The organism is Hyunsoonleella pacifica (assembly GCF_004310335.1).
GTDB lineage: Bacteria > Bacteroidota > Bacteroidia > Flavobacteriales > Flavobacteriaceae > Jejuia > Jejuia pacifica.
Genome location: NZ_SIRS01000003.1, coordinates 393,789 through 411,948, shown reverse-complemented (window position 1 = coordinate 411,948; position 18,160 = coordinate 393,789). Strand labels below are relative to the sequence as shown.

General features: G+C 32.5%; 17 protein-coding genes and 2 tRNA genes. 12 read left to right on the top strand and 7 right to left on the bottom strand.

What is annotated here, in order from left to right:
• Positions 1 to 136: 136 nt before the first annotated feature.
• The 5 genes from EYD46_RS08035 to EYD46_RS08020 form a co-directional block, all read right to left on the bottom strand.
• Positions 137 to 208 (bottom strand) — tRNA-Trp (locus tag EYD46_RS08035).
• A gap of 5 nt (positions 209 to 213) precedes the next feature.
• A tRNA-Tyr gene (locus EYD46_RS17740) sits at positions 214 to 297 on the bottom strand.
• A 15-nt stretch (positions 298 to 312) separates the two neighbouring features.
• Positions 313 to 870 carry a tetratricopeptide repeat protein gene (locus tag EYD46_RS08030; RefSeq protein ID WP_130936560.1) on the bottom strand — a complete coding sequence of 186 codons (558 nt, stop codon included), beginning with the start codon at positions 868 to 870 and terminating at the stop codon, positions 313 to 315.
• A 624-nt stretch (positions 871 to 1,494) separates the two neighbouring features.
• Positions 1,495 to 1,926 (bottom strand): tellurite resistance TerB family protein, encoded by a 432-nt coding sequence (locus EYD46_RS08025; RefSeq protein WP_130936559.1) that lies wholly within the window; start codon positions 1,924 to 1,926, stop codon positions 1,495 to 1,497.
• Between the two features lie 215 nt (positions 1,927 to 2,141).
• Positions 2,142 to 2,438 (bottom strand): putative quinol monooxygenase, encoded by a 297-nt coding sequence (locus EYD46_RS08020; protein ID WP_130936558.1) that lies wholly within the window; start codon positions 2,436 to 2,438, stop codon positions 2,142 to 2,144.
• Positions 2,439 to 2,549: 111 nt separating this feature from the next.
• Here EYD46_RS08020 and mfd point away from each other — a divergent pair, with 111 nt between their 5' ends.
• From mfd to EYD46_RS07960, 12 genes are all read left to right on the top strand, one after another.
• The gene (gene mfd, locus EYD46_RS08015; RefSeq protein WP_130936557.1) at positions 2,550 to 5,903 is read left to right on the top strand and encodes a transcription-repair coupling factor; all 3,354 of its coding nucleotides are present in this window, start codon (positions 2,550 to 2,552) and stop codon (positions 5,901 to 5,903) included.
• A gap of 63 nt (positions 5,904 to 5,966) precedes the next feature.
• A complete protein-coding gene (locus EYD46_RS08010; RefSeq protein ID WP_130936556.1) occupies positions 5,967 to 7,337 on the top strand; it encodes a TlpA family protein disulfide reductase in 1,371 nt (456 codons plus the stop codon).
• A gap of 164 nt (positions 7,338 to 7,501) precedes the next feature.
• Positions 7,502 to 8,215 (top strand): hypothetical protein, encoded by a 714-nt coding sequence (locus tag EYD46_RS08005; RefSeq protein ID WP_130936555.1) that lies wholly within the window; start codon positions 7,502 to 7,504, stop codon positions 8,213 to 8,215.
• Between the two features lie 20 nt (positions 8,216 to 8,235).
• Positions 8,236 to 8,733: a hypothetical protein gene (locus EYD46_RS08000; RefSeq protein ID WP_130936554.1), complete on the top strand. Its 498-nt coding sequence runs from the start codon at positions 8,236 to 8,238 to the stop codon at positions 8,731 to 8,733.
• A 28-nt stretch (positions 8,734 to 8,761) separates the two neighbouring features.
• The gene (locus tag EYD46_RS07995) at positions 8,762 to 10,423 is read left to right on the top strand and encodes a PhoX family protein (protein ID WP_130936553.1); all 1,662 of its coding nucleotides are present in this window, start codon (positions 8,762 to 8,764) and stop codon (positions 10,421 to 10,423) included.
• A 20-nt stretch (positions 10,424 to 10,443) separates the two neighbouring features.
• Entirely contained in the window at positions 10,444 to 11,649 is a 1,206-nt protein-coding gene (locus tag EYD46_RS07990) for a GTP-binding protein (protein WP_130936552.1), read from the top strand.
• Between the two features lie 35 nt (positions 11,650 to 11,684).
• Positions 11,685 to 11,993, top strand: coding sequence for a heavy-metal-associated domain-containing protein (locus EYD46_RS07985; RefSeq protein WP_130936551.1), 309 nt, complete (start codon positions 11,685 to 11,687; stop codon positions 11,991 to 11,993).
• 19 nt (positions 11,994 to 12,012) lie between these two features.
• A complete protein-coding gene (locus tag EYD46_RS07980; protein ID WP_130936550.1) occupies positions 12,013 to 12,642 on the top strand; it encodes an ATP-binding cassette domain-containing protein in 630 nt (209 codons plus the stop codon).
• Positions 12,639 to 13,904: an ABC transporter permease gene (locus EYD46_RS07975; RefSeq protein ID WP_130936549.1), complete on the top strand. Its 1,266-nt coding sequence runs from the start codon at positions 12,639 to 12,641 to the stop codon at positions 13,902 to 13,904. The genes EYD46_RS07980 and EYD46_RS07975 overlap by 4 nt, the downstream gene beginning before the upstream one ends.
• A complete protein-coding gene (locus EYD46_RS07970; protein WP_130936548.1) occupies positions 13,894 to 14,337 on the top strand; it encodes a hypothetical protein in 444 nt (147 codons plus the stop codon). The genes EYD46_RS07975 and EYD46_RS07970 overlap by 11 nt, the downstream gene beginning before the upstream one ends.
• Positions 14,338 to 14,344: 7 nt before the next feature.
• A complete protein-coding gene (gene mog / locus EYD46_RS07965; protein WP_130936547.1) occupies positions 14,345 to 14,872 on the top strand; it encodes a molybdopterin adenylyltransferase in 528 nt (175 codons plus the stop codon).
• A gap of 10 nt (positions 14,873 to 14,882) precedes the next feature.
• Positions 14,883 to 15,779 (top strand): GTP-binding protein, encoded by an 897-nt coding sequence (locus EYD46_RS07960; RefSeq protein ID WP_130936546.1) that lies wholly within the window; start codon positions 14,883 to 14,885, stop codon positions 15,777 to 15,779.
• Positions 15,780 to 15,820: 41 nt separating this feature from the next.
• Here EYD46_RS07960 and EYD46_RS07955 read toward each other — a convergent pair whose 3' ends face one another.
• Together EYD46_RS07955 and EYD46_RS07950 are read right to left on the bottom strand one after the other, a co-directional pair.
• Positions 15,821 to 16,180: a YraN family protein gene (locus EYD46_RS07955; RefSeq protein WP_130936545.1), complete on the bottom strand. Its 360-nt coding sequence runs from the start codon at positions 16,178 to 16,180 to the stop codon at positions 15,821 to 15,823.
• Positions 16,181 to 16,194: 14 nt separating this feature from the next.
• On the bottom strand, positions 16,195 to 18,159 hold the full coding sequence (locus EYD46_RS07950) for a DUF3857 domain-containing protein (RefSeq protein ID WP_130936544.1): 1,965 nt from the start codon (positions 18,157 to 18,159) through the stop codon (positions 16,195 to 16,197).
• Position 18,160: the final 1 nt, after the last annotated feature.

The window sequence follows — 18,160 nt, the reverse complement described above, 5'->3', positions numbered from 1 at the left end:
CCTCTTATACCTCTCCTATAGAGACCAGCACCATTAGCACTTTTACAAAGCGTTTTTGTGGTTCATACGAGAATCGAACTCGTTTCCCCTGAGAGACAATCAGGAAGGATAGCCATTACCCCAATGAACCATTTTGCGCGTTTGTAAGGATTCGAACCCCGACCATAAGTTTTGGAGACTTATATGCTGCCAATTACACCACAAACGCAGGTGTGGGAACTGAAGGATTCGAACCTACTAAATCCATCGATAACAGATTTACAGTCTGCTTCAACTCTCCAACGTTGACGAGTTCCCATACATCGGCAAATGTTACTTTGCCGATTTCTTTCTTTTATTTTTAGCCTTTTTTTTCTTCTTTTTAGCCTTGGGTTTAGATAATTCTATCTTCTTTTTTATGCGTTTTTCCTCATATTGCATATAGCTAAAATACCTATCGTTATAACTATCTACCTTGGCGTCCTTTAAATGCTCTAAACTTACTTTGTACTCGCCCTTGGTCTCATTGATGCAAGACAGTAACCATAACAAGGGTGCTTTACCTATTTCTGCAATGCTTAGTGCATGTTTTACAAGTTTTTCGGCGCGTTCCGTTTTGTTTCTCCATATTAAATACATGGCGTACATTTGATATACTTCGGTATTACCAGGATCTATGCCTATTACTTTATCAAAACAGTTAAATGCTTCATCATACATATGTAAATGTTCTGCATATATTTCGCCTAAAAGGCATAACGACGGACAATGATTTTCATCATAAGACAATGCATAGTTTAAAGCTTCGCAAACTTCATCCCAGTCACTAAAAATTCCACACGAGGCTCCTTTCGCTTTTAAATAGTAAGCGTCAGCAATTGATAATCCCATTGTTTTAATTTTTAAATATTAAACGTGTTTAAGAAGTGTATTTGACGCCTCTTAAATAGAATCAGATATAAATATTCTAGGAATAAAAAAATCCGAAACAGTTTGTGTTGCTTCGGATTTTTTTTCTGGAAAGTAATAATCTACAGAAAAAACCGAAGCCTGAGCCATAACTCTGGGTTACAACTCCAATCCTGAAATGCTATATAATGCTTCAACATGGCTTTTAGTTTTTATTAATCCTGAACTTACTTGTGCTGAATTTATTTCAGTATTTCAGGAACTCAATTTTAAATTTTCATCTCGCAGCCCTTCATTCAAAACTGCGGTGCAAATATAAAGTGGAATATTTTAAACTTCCAAATAAAATTTTAATTTAATTTATTGAAAATCAATTATTTACACTAATTTTAAGCATAAAAATGGCTGTCCGTTTTTCAACAGATACTTACGTTATATGGCAAAAGTTTGTCTCCCAGTTGCTTACGTTTCAATGCTTAGTATTTTAGTTTTTAAATTTTTGTGTCAAATTATTTTTAATTTTATTTGAATAAATGCCCATTATGGGCCATAAAAAAAGCGTCCAACATGTTGGACGCTTTTAAATTATATTGAATATTTAATTTTTTATCTATTCATATTCTTTATTTGGTCCACAAAATCATCTAAATCAGTACCGTTACTCACAAGAGTTAATGCCTTATCTATGATGTATTTTACGTTTACTGCATGAAATCCAAGTCCAACTGCTATCTTTTTCAAAAGTGCCATTTCTGAGTCTCCAGTAATTGTATCTACATGAATCATACGTACTAAATCATATAAGCGTTCTAGACGTAAATCGTAAGACACAGGAGGGTTAATTGGGTGCGAATTATAATCTTTTAATATTGCTTGGTAAGCAGTCTCACCAATCTCCAACTTGTGTGCTAACCTGTCCAAAAAGGCTTTTTCGTCATCTGTAATCACTTCATCTGCCATAGCCACACGAACAATAGCAGCAAAATGGCTCTGATTACGCTTCTTAAACCCACTATCAAATAAATTTGAAAACGACATATATACTTCTTTTTTAGTGCTGCAAACCTACATCTTTTTTTTAAAAGTTTAAACTGAAAATTTTACTTTTTTGGGGGTTGCTAAAAGGGTCGGGCCTGCCTGCCTGCCTGCAGGCTTTCTGCAGTCGCTCTCTCCTAAGTCGGGGAGCTTCATCAAATGCCTCAATCCCTAGTGGGTAGATTACTAAAATCAAATATTAAAGTTTTATTCAAAGTTTAACCTATTCTAGTCATTTCGTTTAAAGTAAATTCTTCTATAGCACCCTCTGTCGCTTTAGCATATGCAGCTATATGATTATTGTTCATATGTTGTTGCCATAAAGCTTTACTTTCCCAGTTTTCGTAAAATAAAAATAAATTTTTGTTAGTATTATCTTGGTGTAAATCATAATTTATACAGCCTGCTTCTGCTTTTGTGGTATCAACTAATTTTAGTAGTTCACTTTTTACTAAATCTCTATATTCATTTTTAGCTAAAATTTTAGCGACTATTGTTAATGGTTTATCTGTCATAATTTTAAGATGTATTTTACAAAACTAAGCTAAAGAAATAGTTATGAATTTGTAGTAAAACCACAAAAAAATATTTTGAACCCTTATATTTGCACCTCAAAACAAAATTAGGTGAGTAAATCTACAATCTCTCAAACCTATGCACAGGTTTTGCAAACGCAAAATCTGCAGAAATCTATTGCGGAAACTGGAAGTAAAACACATATAAAAGGACTTGTTGGGTCGGCATTTTCTTTTGTCATTTCTACCATTTTTAAAGCAGCTGAAAAGCCTTTTCTATTAGTGTTTAATGATAAGGAAGAAGCGGCTCATTACCTTAACGATTTAGAACAATTACTCACAGAAAAGGATGTATTGTTCTATCCGGGTAGCTACCGCAGACCTTATGATATTGAGGAAACCGATAATGCTAATGTATTATTGCGTGCAGAGGTATTAAACCGTATTAATTCGCAAAAAAAACCAGCAATAATTGTTACTTATCCTGATGCATTATTTGAGCAAGTAGTAACGCGAAAAGAGTTAGAACGAAATACTTTAAAAGTTGGTGTTGGCGATAACGTATCCATAGATTTTGTTAATGAGGTGCTTTTTGAATACAAGTTTAAGCGCGTAGATTTTGTTACTGAACCTGGAGAGTTTTCAGTACGAGGTGGAATAGTAGATGTGTTTTCATTTTCACATGATCAGCCCTATCGTATTGAGTTTTTTGGAGATGAAGTAGATTCTATTAGAACCTTTGATGTAGAAACACAATTGTCTCTAGAGCAAATTAAAAAAATCAATATTATTCCCAATGTAGCGAATAAATTAATTGAAGAAAAACGACAGAGTTTTTTAAAGTATATTGCTCAGAAAACAGTAATAGGTTTAAAAAATGCTGATTTGCTTTTTTCAAGAATTGATGATTTTTATGCCAAAGCAGAAGAAGCATTTAAAGCACTTTCAGAAGACATTAAACATGCTGAACCCCAAGAATTATTCTGTAATTCAGCATTACTAAAAAAACAATTACTGGATTTTTCTATAATAGAATTTGGGAGTTCTGCTGTTATGTCGAGCACAGTCGAGACCTCTCATAATATCGAATTCAATACCACACCGCAACCTGCTTTCAATAAACAATTCAATCTTTTAATTGAAGATTTAAACGCAAATCATGAAAAAGGGTATACCAATTATATAGCCTGTGTAAGCGAGCAACAAGCTAAACGATTTCATGATATTTTTGATGATGCTCAACTAGATGTTAAAGACTATCAAACAGTTATTTTATCACTGCATCAAGGGTTTGTAGATCATGATACTAAAATGGTATGCTATACCGATCATCAAATTTTTGAACGTTACCATAAATTCAGCCTTAAAAATGGCTATGCTAAAAAGCAAGCTATCACTCTAAAAGAATTGACTAATTTAGATATTGGCGACTATGTAACCCATATCGATCATGGAATTGGTCGTTTTGGTGGACTTCAAAAAATAGATGTAGAAGGAAAAAAACAAGAAGCTATAAAACTGATTTATGGGGAACGAGATGTATTGTATCTAAGTATCCATTCGCTACATAAAATTACTAAGTTTAATGGTAAGGATGGCAAACCACCTAAAATTTATAAATTAGGAAGTAATGCCTGGAAAACCCTTAAACAAAAAACGAAAGCACGAGTAAAACACGTTGCGTTCAATCTTATTAAACTTTACGCAAAACGAAAAACTGAAAAAGGTTTTCAATACAATCCAGACAGTTACATGCAACATGAGCTGGAGGCCTCATTTATTTACGAGGACACACCAGACCAAAGTACTGCAACTGCTGATATTAAAGCCGATATGGAAAGTGAACGCCCTATGGATAGACTTATCTGTGGTGATGTGGGTTTTGGTAAAACTGAGGTTGCTATTCGTGCAGCATTCAAAGCTGTTGATAATGGAAAACAAGTGGCCGTTCTAGTACCAACAACTATTTTGGCCTATCAACACTCGCGAACATTTAAACAACGTTTAAAAGATTTTCCAGTAGTAGTTGATTATGTGAATCGTTTTAGAACAGCAAAGCAAAAACGTGAAACTTTAGAAGCACTTTCAGAAGGTAAAGTAGATATTATTATTGGTACGCATCAGTTAGTCAATAAAAATGTAAAATTCAAAGATTTAGGATTACTCATTGTTGATGAAGAACAAAAATTTGGAGTTGCCGTAAAAGAAAAACTAAAAACATTAAAAGAGAATGTAGATGTATTAACCTTAACGGCAACACCAATACCAAGAACGTTACAGTTTAGTTTAATGGCAGCTAGGGATTTATCGGTAATTACTACACCGCCTCCTAACCGATACCCGATTGAAAGCCATGTGATTCGTTTTAATGAAGAAACCATTCGTGATGCGGTTAGTTATGAAATTCAACGAGGCGGACAAGTCTTTTTTATTCACAATCGTATTGAGAACATTAAAGAAGTTGCTGGTATGTTACAGCGTTTAATTCCTGATGCTAAAATTGGTATTGGTCATGGGCAAATGGAAGGTAAAAAATTAGAGCAGTTGATGCTGCAATTTATGGATGGTGGTTTTGATGTTTTAGTAAGTACAACTATTGTAGAAAGTGGACTGGATGTACCTAATGCCAATACTATTTTCATCAACAACGCAAACAATTTTGGACTAAGCGATTTGCACCAAATGCGTGGTCGTGTAGGCCGAAGCAACAAAAAAGCATTTTGCTATTTTATAACACCAGAATATTCAGCAATGACCGAAGATGCTAGAAAGCGTATTACCGCTTTAGAGCAGTTTACCGAATTGGGTAGCGGTTTTAATATTGCGATGAAAGATTTGGAAATTAGAGGAGCTGGCGATTTATTGGGAGGAGAGCAAAGTGGATTTATAAATGAAATAGGATTTGATACCTATCAAAAAATACTCAACGAAGCTATTGAAGAACTAAAAGAGAATGAATTTAAAGAGTTATATCAAGATGATGGTAAAGATAAAGTTTATGTAAAAGACGTTACCATTGATACCGATTTTGAATTGTTATTCCCAGACAATTATGTCAATAATATTGCTGAGCGTTTAAATTTATACACACAACTCAATAATTTAAAAACAGAAGAAGAATTACATAAATTCGAATCAGAATTAATAGATCGTTTTGGAGAAGTACCACAACAAGTGACCGATTTACTAAATAGTGTCCAAATAAAGTGGTTAGCTACTAAAATTGGTTTTGAAAAAGTAATCATGAAACAGCAAAAATTAATTGGTTATTTTATCAACGACCAGCAAAGTAGTTTCTATCAAAGTAGTAACTTTACCAAAGTATTGCAGTTTGTACAAACCAATTCCCAAGTTTGTAAAATGAAGGAGAAACAAACCAGAAACGGTTTACGATTATTATTAACTTTTGAAAACATTACATCAGTAAAAAAAGCTTTAGAAGCATTACAACCCATTGTGGCTTAATTATTGATTTTAATATGAATAAATACAAAACATTGTTCTGAATTTTATCAGAAATCTATTAAAATGAAATTAAAGTACTTCTTAAGATTATTTTTAATATTGCCATTAGTCTTTTATGGGCAACATAGTATTAAAGGGACATTTTCTCCAGCTGGAGATTTTGAAATAGCATTACTTTACAAAGTAACACCTACACATTCAAATTATGTAACCAATGCGCCAATTGCAGCAGATGGTAGTTTCGAAATTAAATTAGACTCTACTGTAACCAAAGGGATGTATCGTATTACTTACGCAGTACCTCAAGAAGAATACAATTTTGATGTAATATACAATGGCGAAGAGGATTTGGAATTAAAGTTTAATTCAGAAACAGGTGTTGAATTTTTAGCATCAAGGGAAAACAAGTTACTAGAATCATACACTAACAGCATGTTAATGATTACTAATAGTATTGGTAATTATTTTAGAGATGGTAGTACAACTAAAGATACTTTAGCTCTGGCAGCAATTTTTAAAACGCAAAGAGAAACCCAGCAAGGATTTGAAGAAGCATCAAAAGGTACTATAGCATCAAATTTCATAAAAGCAAATAGGCCTTATATTCCAGAAGGTATTGTTGATGTAAAATCGTATGTAGAAGAACTTAAAACACATTATTTTGATCATGTAGATTTTAATAATGCCATCTTACAACGTTCCAAATTCCTTACTGAACGTATGTTAAATTATATTTTTGGGATGTCTTCAAACAATGGTAACGAAATTGAAGATTACAAGAAAAATATTCAAGAATTTTATAAGAAAATAAAAGAAGCTTCAGACGACACAAAGAAATCGTTATTTACTGATTTATGGGAGCAAATGGTGGATCTAAAACTTGAATCCGTAGCAAATTTTATTTCTGAAACATACTTAATGGATTTATCGGTTAAGCTAAACGATCAGCAATTATTACAAGCACTAATTTTATATCAAGACACATCTCTAGGAAATCCTGCTCCTGATTTTTCATTTGAAATGAAAGAAAACGAAGAGACGATAACAAAAAAATTAAGCGAATTAAACATTGCTGAACATTATATTATTGCATTTTGGAGTAGTGCCTGTTCTCATTGTTTAGAAGAAATTCCTCAATTACATAAACTCTCAGAAACGTTTGATGATAAAAAGTTAAAAGTTATTGCCATAGGACTGGAAGATGAACCTTATGCTTGGAAAAATTTAACTTACGACTTCTCAAATTTCATCCATGTTTATGGAGAAGGGAAATGGGACAACGAAATAGGGAATAGCTATGGCGTCACTGCAACTCCTACTTATTTTATCTTAAATAATGACAAAACAATTGCTGTTAAACCTGAAGATTTTGAGGAGTTAAAGCAGTTTTTTGAAACTTCAGCAACAGAACCTATTATTGAAGAAAAACAATAATCTTATTTTATAGTCATCTCTGTAAAAATCTAAAATTCTCTTTTCAATAGTCAGATTTTTTTGTTAAAATAATTGCAACTTAGTTGCAGTTAAATAACATTGCCTTATATTTATACTGAACAAATCTAAACATAGCAATACGCTATTATAATAGTTTAAATATCATGCTACAACGAAAATTTGACGAAATTGTTAAGAGTGAATATCCTAAAGCTAAGGATGCAAAGGATACATCAATACATTATTTAGGGAAAATGCAACAGGAATATAATATTGATATTTCCAAAGTACTTATGGCAACATCCTTATGTTCTGATGACATTAATATACCATCTACCACATTTTTTAATGTATTATTTGGACCATTTATTATGGGAGGGCTCGGAGGCATTCCTTTTGTTGGACAAACTGGTATGACGGCATTTGCTCACCATATTCCAGATGAAGGAAGTGCTTTTATATTTTATGGACCTCATATCGGGATTACTCTTGAGGGCGAACTTGGTAAGATGTACAGACCAAGAATGGAAGAGAAAGGAAGCTCTTGTGGGGCTTTAATGCTGGCATTAAGCCGACTAGAAAATGAGAAATATACACCAGTGTTAAAAGAGGACGATTATCAGCAAATGAAATTAGAGGAAAGCTTATTGCCTTATAGAGAAGATATTTTAAAAAGCAACAAACCTCAAAAGGCAATTACAGACGCGACGTACAAAATCATTGATAAGAAAATACACGAACATCTTAAAACTTGTAAAGATGAATTTCCTGTAGATAAAGTGACGCTCTTAGGTGGTGTAATTATTAATACAGGACATGGTATTGACGACTATTTTGACGCAAGAAACTTTGAAGTTATTGACTTAAAAACATACTAAAAATTTCAACCTAATTTTTAATGCATAAGAGTCTTTTTCTTGTTTGTCCAACTGATGGTTTGGAATATTTTTTAAAGAAAAAATACGGTAATGGCCACCACTTTTATGGTTCATTAGGTAATGCTCTTATTTGTGATGCAGAAACCGTAGGATATTTATCTGAAATGATTGAAATGCATGGTATTGAAGAGGTTTGGTTTGTGCTTTCATACAATAACAGGATTCTTTTAGACGCTTTGGAAAGGCAAAATTTCTCAGATGTAAAAGGACTAAATTCTTTTTACCAAGACGTTATAAATCAAAAGGAATATTTAGAAGAAGTTTACGCTAAACGCAATTTTCAGTTTGGAATACTTTCTTTCTATTTGAATAAAAAAATAAAAGAATTGCAAATAAAACTGAGAAGTGTAACACATAAGCAACTTAAAATTCAGGGAAAAATTTATGACGCCAAAAATAGAAGTTTTCAATCGATATATTCCGATTTAATTTATCTAGAAAAGTATCATTTAAATTAAATCATAAAATAGTATTGATTAAATTAATATGAAATACAATAGAAGAGAATTTGTGTCTTTTTTGGGTAAGGCTAGCATAGCAGCTTTAGTAACACCTCCTTTTCTTATTAGTTGTGGAAACAACGCTACGCCTTCACTCAATGGAAATCTATCAAAAGAAGATTTAAAAAAATTAAAAGATGTTGCCTTAGAAGCATTACTACCCTCTAATAAAGATGATTTGCTACTTGCTAAAGGTTTAGGTTACCAAGTAATTATTAAGTGGGGAGACGCTATCACTGATAACGATACATTTGGGTTTAATAATGATTTTACCTGTTTTATTCCTTTTGAAAAAGATAATCCTAAAGACGGTTTATTATGGGTAAACCATGAGTATGTAAATCCATTATTTCTGTCTAGTTTTGATACTAAACAAGAAAAAACAAAAGCTCTGGCCGATGAGGAAATGTATAATGTAGGAGGTAGTATTGTAAGAATTAAAGAGGAAAAAGGCGAATGGAAAATAGTAAAAAACGATCCTTATAATAAACGTATAACAGCGCACACGCCCATTGCATTAAATTGGGATGCACCCATTAAAGGTAAAACTACAGTTATAGGTACACTTGCAAACTGTTCGGGTGGTATTACACCATGGCAAACGTTTTTAACCTGTGAAGAAAATTATGATGGATTCTATGGAGAAACCTTGTATAATGAAAAAGATATTCCTGAACACAAACATAGTAAATATTATGGATGGGAAGATTTTTATAATCATCCACCCGAACATTACGGTTGGGTGGTAGAAGTAAATCCAAAGGATGGAAGCGCTCAAAAACACATAGCACTAGGGCGTTTTTCTCACGAGTGCTGTACATTGTATGAATTAGAAGATAAGCGTGTAGTTGCATATACGGGAGATGATAAAAATGATGAGCATTTATACAAGTTTGTATCTTCCAAACCAAGTTCTCTTAAAGAAGGTATATTGTATGTTGCTGATACTATCAATGGAAAGTGGCTTGCTTTAGATTGGGAAAATCAACCCATTCTTAAAACTAAATTTAAAAACCAAACCGAAGTTTTAATAAGAGCTAGAGAAGCTGCTAAACTATTAGGAGGCACACCACTTAACAGGCCAGAAGATATTGAAATAGATCCTATCACAGGACATATCCTTGTATCGCTTACCAATAATAAACCCAAAGGTAATTATCATGGTTCTATAATGAAAATTGAAGAAACCAATGGTAAGTTTGATGCATTAACCTTCAAAGCTTCAACATATATAGCTGGAGGAGAAGTAAACGGATTTTCGTGCCCTGATAATTTAGCGTTTGATTTATCAGGAAACCTTTGGATGACCTCTGATATGTCAGGGAGTGCTATGAATAATGCAGATAAACCTTATATACCTTTTAAAAATAATAGCCTGTTTGTTATTCCAAGATATGGAAAAGAAGCAGGCAAAGTAATACGGGTGGCTTCTGCGCCAATAGATGCAGAACTTACAGGACCTTGGTTTTCGCCAGATGGTAAAACACTGTTTTTAAGCGTGCAACATCCAGGAGAACAAACAGTTGACATTAATAATCCAACTAGTACATGGCCTTTTGATAAGGATGGTATTCCAAAACCAGCTGTGGTTGCTATAAAGGGGGATTTAATTGAGAAAATGAACTATTTAAATCAGATTGAAGTCTAATCTTTATATAGAATTTTTAAATGAAAAAATTACCCGTAACCGTACTAAGTGGATTTTTAGGCGCAGGTAAAACAACATTACTTAACCATATTCTTCACAATAAAGAAGGTTTAAAAGTAGCCGTTATTGTTAACGATATGAGTGAGGTTAATATCGATGCTCAATTTATTGAAAATGAAAATACCTTATCTAGAACTGAAGAGAAGTTGGTAGAGATGAGCAACGGGTGTATTTGCTGTACGTTGCGTGAAGACCTTATGGTAGAGGTAGAAAAGTTGGCTTCTCAAAATAAATTTGATTATTTATTGATTGAAAGTACGGGTATAAGCGAACCTATTCCTGTAGCACAAACCTTTAGTTTTGAAAGTGAAGATGGTAACATAGATTTAAGTCGATTTAGCTATGTTGATACTATGGTAACAGTGGTTGATGCTTTTAATTTTTTAAAGGATTTTTCTAGTTCAGATTATTTAGCTTCAAGAGAATTGACAAATATTGAAGGTGATGACAGAACTATTGTTAATCTACTTACCGATCAAATTGAATTTGCTAATGTTATTCTAGTTAATAAAACTGATTTAGTTACTAAAGCTAAATTGGAAGAGCTTAAGGCCATGATTCATTCATTAAATCCTGATGCTAAAATTATATCTACCGAAAAATCTAAGGTCGCACTACAAGAAGTGATCAATACAGGATTATTCGATTATGAAAAGGCAGAAGCTTCGGCTGGTTGGATAAAGGAGTTAGAGAACGAACATGTTCCGGAAACAGAAGAATATGGTATCAGTTCGTTTGTTTTCAGAAGTAAAAAACCATTTCATCCAGAACGGTTTTTAAATTATCTCAATCAAGATTTCCCTCAAAATATAATTAGGAGTAAAGGGTTGTTTTGGCTGGCATCAAGATCAAATCAAGCACTTATTTGGAGTTCTGCAGGAGGGTCTTGTAAGGCAGATAATGCTGGAGTTTGGTGGGCGTCTATGCCTTTTTCAGAACGTAGTAACTATGCCGCGTTTATTGAAAATCAAACTGAAATTGAATCACATTGGGATAAACAATTTGGAGATCGAAAAATAAAACTTGTCTTTATAGGGCAGTATATAGAAAAAGAAGACATGATAGATCAATTAAGTAAATGTTTGCTAACAGAAGATGAAGTACAACACTGGCAGAAACAATTATTTCCTCAAGAAGATCAATGGTCTATCCAAAACTATCAATAATCAGGTAATAATTCTAAATAACAATATTTGAAAGGATGAAAAAAAGTATATTTATATTACTGATATTGGTGTCTGTAATATCGTGTAATCGTATAGAAAAAGAAGAACGTGTATTAGTAAAACCAGAAGGAGAAGCTGTTTTGGTTATCAATACGCCTAAAGCTAGGTGTCACAAATGTCAAAAAATTATTGAAGGCGGTCTGCAAAAAGTTGATGGCGTTAGTCAAACTATTTTAGATTTAAATACAAAACAAGTGTCTATTGTTTATACTCCTGAAAGCACAACCTCAGAAGTACTTAATGCAACTGTAGAAAAATTAGTAAAGGAAATACCTTGTAAATAAAGAGTCCATACGTACAATAATGCTTCAAACAGGAAATCTTATATTTCACTATAAAGAAAACGAAAGCGCTTTTAGTTTTCCAGATATTAGTCTAAAAATACGGGAGAACCTACTTATTTTAGGTAAATCAGGAATTGGTAAAACAACCTTATTACACCTTTTGGCAGGTTTGTTAACTCCAGTTAGCGGGACGATTACTATTGGTGGTGTAGAAATAAATAAACTGTCTCATAGAAGGTTAGATGTTTTTAGAGGTCAAAATATAGGGCTGGTATTTCAAAAAAAATATGCTATTCAATCTTTAAGTGTTCTAAAAAACCTTGAAGCACGTATTTTTTTTAGTAAAAAACCAAGTAATAATGATGAGGTAAATGCTTTATTAGAGGAATTAGATCTAACAGAGTATAAGCACAAAAAATTAAATAAACTTAGTGAAGGTCAGTTACAACGTCTTAATATCGCTATGGCTGTAATTCATAAACCTCAGGTAATTTTAGCTGACGAACCTACGTCTAGTTTAGATGATGAAAATTGCAGTATCGTTATAGAATTATTAAAAAAACAAGCACTCCAAAACAATGCTAATTTAATCGTTATTACTCACGACTCGAGAATTAAACCATTCTTTCAAAATACCATAACATTATGACGATTTGGAAGATTAGTTTACACAACATAAAATCGAAACCACTATATACATTTTTAGGTGTTTTTTCATTAGCATTAAGTATTACCCTTCTTTTAGGAATGCAGCAACTAAAAACGTCATTTGAACATCAAATTAACAATAATCTAGGTGGTGTAGATTTAGTAATTGGTGCTAAAGGCAGTCCATTACAACTTATATTGGCCTCAGTATTACACTTAGATAATCCTACAGGGAACATATCATATCAAGAAGCAAAAAAAATCGCAAAAAACCCTCTTATAGAATCTGCTATTCCAATATCTTTTGGCGACAATTATAAAGGATTTAGAATAGTTGGTACTACTAATACATTTAAAGGGCTTTATGATGCCGAGATAAATGAGGGAAGAGAATTTAAAAAAGCTTTAGAAGTTATTGTAGGGCACAAGGTAGCTAAACAAACAGGACTGTCCATAGGAGATACATTTTTAAGTGCTCATGGATTAGTAGAGGCTGATATTGAAATTCATGATCAAGAATTTATAGTTGTAGGCGTATTAAAACCTACACAAAATGTTATAGACAGGCTTATAGTAACAAATTTGGAAAGTATCTGGCAAGTACACGACCATGAAGAAGCTCAGGATGAACACCACGAAGAAAACCATATTAGACACGATGAAGAACATGATCATGAAATACATGAAAATGAACACGAAACACATGAAGAAGCAGATAAAAATATAACATCTTTACTTGTTTCTTTTAGAAACCCAACAGGTTTTCTGGTGTTACCAAGGTCCATTAATGAGGCTACAAATATGCAAGCAGTATTGCCTAAATACGAACTTGATAAGTTATACGAATATATGGGAATAGGCTTTAAAACTATTACTTGGATTGCATATTTAATCCTCGCCATATCTGGCCTAACAATTTTTATAAGTTTATATAAAATGGTAAAAGAAAGAGCGTTTGATTTGGCACTGTTACGAACCTATGGTGCAACAAATTTTCAGTTAGTACAAATGATAGCTTACGAAGGTTTTGCTATTATTGGTGTAGCCTTTTTGTTAGGATTTTTATTAGTAAAGTTTGCATTACCTTTATTATTTAAATTAACTGATGTAGATGTAGGCGAAAGTGTCATCAAAAACTTAGGATTAAATGATATCCTCCAAATAGAAATAGTGGTTTTTGCTATAATTGCCGTGTCTATTGTAATTGCAGTTTACCCTATTTTAAAAATGAAAATCTCAGAAATTTTAAGCAATGAAAAATAGAATATTAATACTACTTATTTTTATTTTAAGTACTACATGTTTTGCTCAAAAAGTTGTGACTTGGAAAGATTTATCAAAGGTTACATTTACAGATAAATATTTTCCAGAATATGATGCTGTTTTTTTACACCCAGAGTTTTCAGATTCAGTTAAAGTCCTTGAGGGAAAATTAATATCAATAACAGGCTATTTTTTGAATATTGATCCTGAACGGAAAATGCATATTCTATCAAAAGGTCCAATGTCCTCCTGTTTTTTTTGTGGGGTTGGTGGGCCTGAAACGGCTGTAGAGCTAGACTTAGACTCTAATTTAGGTTATAAAACAGATGACATAGTTACAGTAACAGGTGTTTTAAAGTTAAATGCTAACGATGTGAAGCATTTTAATTACATTCTTAGTGATTGTAAAGTAAAACTTAAAGAACAGAAGTAAAGTAAACATGCTAAAAATAGGAATTGTTACAGTAAGCGATAGAGCAAGTGCGGGTATTTATGAAGATTTAAGCGGAAAAGCTATAATAGATACTTTAAATGAATATTTAACTTCAGTGTGGAAAGAAGTATACAAAATAGTTCCCGATGAACAAGATCTTATAGAAAAAACCATTATTAATATGGTTGACAATGAAAATTGTTGCTTAGTGGTTACTACAGGCGGTACTGGGCCAGCAAAACGAGATGTAACACCTGAAGCGACTGAGACTGTGTGTGATAGAATGATGCCTGGTTTTGGAGAACTGATGCGGGCTGAATCTTTAAAGTATGTGCCAACAGCTATTTTGTCACGACAAACAGCTGGTCTTAGAGGTAATTGTTTAATCATTAATCTTCCTGGAAAGCCAAAATCGATTAGAGAATGTTTAGATGCAGTTTTCCCTGCTATACCGTATTGTATAGATTTAATGGATGGTCCTTTTTTAGAGTGTAATAAAGCTGTAATACAGCCTTTTAGACCTAAGAAAAAATAAAAGCCAATATATGGAAGCAATTATTACCATTGTTGGTTTTTTAGGAGCAGGGAAAACAACATTATTAAAATACTTAATAAAGAATTATGAAGCTAAAGGATGGAAACCATTTGTAATTCTTAATGACTACGAAAATGCATATTTGGATGCACAGCAACTTACAGATCAGATGGAATTAAAATCCATTAAAGCGCTTAGTGGGAGTTGTATTTGTTGCAGTGGTATTGTAGAGCTTAGAAATATAGTAAATAGAATTCCAGAGCGTGAAAACGGAATTACTTTAATTGAAGCCAATGGAACTTCTGATGCGTGTTCTCTCATGGAATTTCTGGGCGTTGGTATTAATGAAAGATTTCTTCCGCCTATTCAAGTATCTGTAATAGATGTAAAAAACTGGCAAAAAAGAGGGGAACATAATACTCTTGAATCTAATCAAATACAAGTATCTTCATTATTGGTATTAACACATCTTGATGAAATAAGCTCGGATAAACAAATTGCTGTTATAGAAGAATTAAAAAAGCTTAATCCAACGGCTAAAATTACTACTATGGCCGATTTAGATGTGGTGTTCCTTCCTGAATTAATCCCATCCAATAATGTGGTTCACAAGTTTAATCATTTAAAATCGCATTGGGCTTCTTGTTCTGTAGATCTTCCTAATCTACCTGATGTAGATTGTATTTATGAAATCTGTAATGCACTTCCTAAAAGTATACTTAGAGTAAAAGGTTGTACCAAAGTAGATAAAGATGAAAACTACACATATTTTGAACGTAAACCAGATGGACAAATTCATGTTAGACCATTTAATGGAGTGCCTGTTACTGGGGCAAAACTTTTAACGATTGGTCTAGGTAGTGAACCGGTTTTATTAAAAGAAGCTATTAAAAAAAGTTTAGCTTAGATGTGTTTAAAATAAACAGCTAGAATCTTAGGGAACAATTTTCAAAAATGATAAAAAGCGTTCTCTAAATGCTCAATAGTAAAGCCTTTACCTTCTTTTATAATGGCAATAATATCAAAACGTACTTCTACATCTAGATCATTTACAGTTACATATTCGTCTACCGCTTTTACTAGATTTTTTATTTGTTTAGGCTTTACAAAATCTTGGGGATCGCCAAAATCTGCTGTAGAGCGTGTTTTTACTTCAACAATAGCTAAAACATCCTCTTTTTGGGCAATAATATCCACTTCGGCCTTTTCAAAACGGTAATTGCGTTCTACTATATCGTAGTTGTTCTTTAGAAGAAAATTTACAGCAAGTTGTTCGCCTTTTTTACCGAGTTCGTTGTGTTGTGCCATTACAACTTAAGTCTTTATATAGGCTCAAATACTAAGACAACCTTGTTAAAATCTGCTGCACTATTTATAACTGCTCTGTAAGCCTCAAAATGCTCAACTTCAATAGTGTTTTTTCGATAATGTTCGTCAGCTGTAATTTTTAATTGATTACTGTCTATTTCGTAATAAGAATCAAAAATTAAAATTTCTTTACCATTCTCCATATGAGTGTTTTTGATGTTGATATCATCTAAGTTTGCAACTTTATAACCTTCGGGGATAGTAATATTTATGGTTCTAAAATAGCTTCTGGTAAAATCATTTTCAACGGGCAGTACGCGTTGTTTTTCTTGATACATTTCTATTTGCCTCCCAATGAGCTCCCCAACTTTAAACAAGTATTTTTTACCTGCTTTTTCTGTAAAGGCTTCAGATTCAAAATCCAATACAAAGTGCAAAGGTTTTACACCAAATAATTCTGGGTCTTCATTTATTATTTCTTTACTATTTATTGTAACATCTTTATGTAGTCTTGTTGCAAAACTTTCCACTAATTCATCTTTGTTCTCTTCTTTTATTAAATTCATTATGGGATGAAAGTACATACCGTAATATCCTGACATTGCACGGTCTAGATTTACGTTACAATTTGCAATATTATCTGTTTCAAAAGTGATATCAAGTATCATTTTATCTACGGTTTTTTCAGCAGGAATAGGTTTTATGTATTTTATTTTACCCAATCCAGATGTGAAGTCTCCAACTTTTACTTCTTTTACAAAAAGGCCATAATTATCAGTGAAATTTGCAGGTGGGAAACCATAACGTGAATCTAATTCTATTGGAGAGATATAAGTTTTATATGTATTGAAGTAAATTAAAAAGTCTGTTAAAAAATTATTGGCTTCAAACTCTTTATCGAATTTTAATTCTTGTCTATCACTTGTTAGTACAATTTCATGTTTAATACCTAAATGTTTAAATAAAGCAGTATAAAGTTTTAAAATACCAGATTCATTAGCTACTTTATTTTTTATAACCTCATTAAGATCTTTTAAATTTTCACTGCCGCCTTCAGAAATAAAAATGTTGCTTTTTACATAGAACTCTAATTTTCTAATAAGCGCTTCTCCTTCTAAACTTTTTTTATCTGTGGCTTCTTCAATAAATTTTTTAAGTTGTTTTGTAGTTTTATCAGATATTTCAGGATAGTAAAAGTTATAAATGTTCTGAGCTACTTTGCTATATGAAGAAATGTCTCTTACATTGTTATATGTATTTCTATCCAACTTATAAATTATAGAGCCTTTTAGGGCGTTATAAGCTGAAACTTCTTCTTTTAAAAGTCCGCCAAGATTGTTTATTTTTAATTGCCAATGCAGTTTATCTTCCATTACTGTATCGCGTTCTATTTCTGGAATATTATTGTAGCTTTTAAACTCGAAAAATAGGTTTTTTGGGGCGTACACATCGAACTCCAAATCTTTTATGTGGTAACTTTTTTGAAAAGTAATACGATTGCCGCTATATCTTGGGTATCGTTTAACTACGTAAAAATATTCTATAAAACTGCCTTTCGTTACGCCTTCAAAAGCAAAGTATTTATAGTTTCTGCCAGTTTCTTCGTCTTGAGCGGTTAAAATTTTACTCTCGTCTAGCTCAATAATTTTATGGTCTTTAGTAATTACTCTAGCCTTGTTAATTTTTAATTCTGAAGAGTTATTATAGGGCAAATATACTTTGTTGTATGCTTCAATCTTTTCATCAGAATTTAACCAATACACCTTATGCTCTAGAAAATATTCTACCAAACCATCGTCTTCAAAATAAAACTCGGTAGCTATTTTATCTTTTATACCAATAATAGGATCATCTGTTCCTTCTGGGACAGCATAGCTTGGTGTTTTTTCCCAATCGTAATCACTAAAAAAGAGGGTGGTTTGTGCAGGGATTATCTGAACGACAAAAAGAATTACAAATAGTAGTTTGGATTTTATCATT

Coding starts and splice junctions, on each gene's coding strand:
- EYD46_RS08030 (WP_130936560.1), bottom strand. CDS start 870: ATGGGATTATCAATTGCTGACGCTTACTATTTAAAAGCGAAAGGAGCC.
- EYD46_RS08025 (WP_130936559.1), bottom strand. CDS start 1,926: ATGTCGTTTTCAAATTTATTTGATAGTGGGTTTAAGAAGCGTAATCAG.
- EYD46_RS08020 (WP_130936558.1), bottom strand. CDS start 2,438: ATGACAGATAAACCATTAACAATAGTCGCTAAAATTTTAGCTAAAAAT.
- EYD46_RS08010 (WP_130936556.1), top strand. CDS start 5,967: ATGAAATTAAAGTACTTCTTAAGATTATTTTTAATATTGCCATTAGTC.
- EYD46_RS08005 (WP_130936555.1), top strand. CDS start 7,502: ATGCTACAACGAAAATTTGACGAAATTGTTAAGAGTGAATATCCTAAA.
- EYD46_RS08000 (WP_130936554.1), top strand. CDS start 8,236: ATGCATAAGAGTCTTTTTCTTGTTTGTCCAACTGATGGTTTGGAATAT.
- EYD46_RS07995 (WP_130936553.1), top strand. CDS start 8,762: ATGAAATACAATAGAAGAGAATTTGTGTCTTTTTTGGGTAAGGCTAGC.
- EYD46_RS07990 (WP_130936552.1), top strand. CDS start 10,444: ATGAAAAAATTACCCGTAACCGTACTAAGTGGATTTTTAGGCGCAGGT.
- EYD46_RS07985 (WP_130936551.1), top strand. CDS start 11,685: ATGAAAAAAAGTATATTTATATTACTGATATTGGTGTCTGTAATATCG.
- EYD46_RS07980 (WP_130936550.1), top strand. CDS start 12,013: ATGCTTCAAACAGGAAATCTTATATTTCACTATAAAGAAAACGAAAGC.
- EYD46_RS07975 (WP_130936549.1), top strand. CDS start 12,639: ATGACGATTTGGAAGATTAGTTTACACAACATAAAATCGAAACCACTA.
- EYD46_RS07970 (WP_130936548.1), top strand. CDS start 13,894: ATGAAAAATAGAATATTAATACTACTTATTTTTATTTTAAGTACTACA.
- mog (WP_130936547.1), top strand. CDS start 14,345: ATGCTAAAAATAGGAATTGTTACAGTAAGCGATAGAGCAAGTGCGGGT.
- EYD46_RS07960 (WP_130936546.1), top strand. CDS start 14,883: ATGGAAGCAATTATTACCATTGTTGGTTTTTTAGGAGCAGGGAAAACA.
- EYD46_RS07955 (WP_130936545.1), bottom strand. CDS start 16,180: ATGGCACAACACAACGAACTCGGTAAAAAAGGCGAACAACTTGCTGTA.
- EYD46_RS07950 (WP_130936544.1), bottom strand. CDS start 18,159: ATGATAAAATCCAAACTACTATTTGTAATTCTTTTTGTCGTTCAGATA.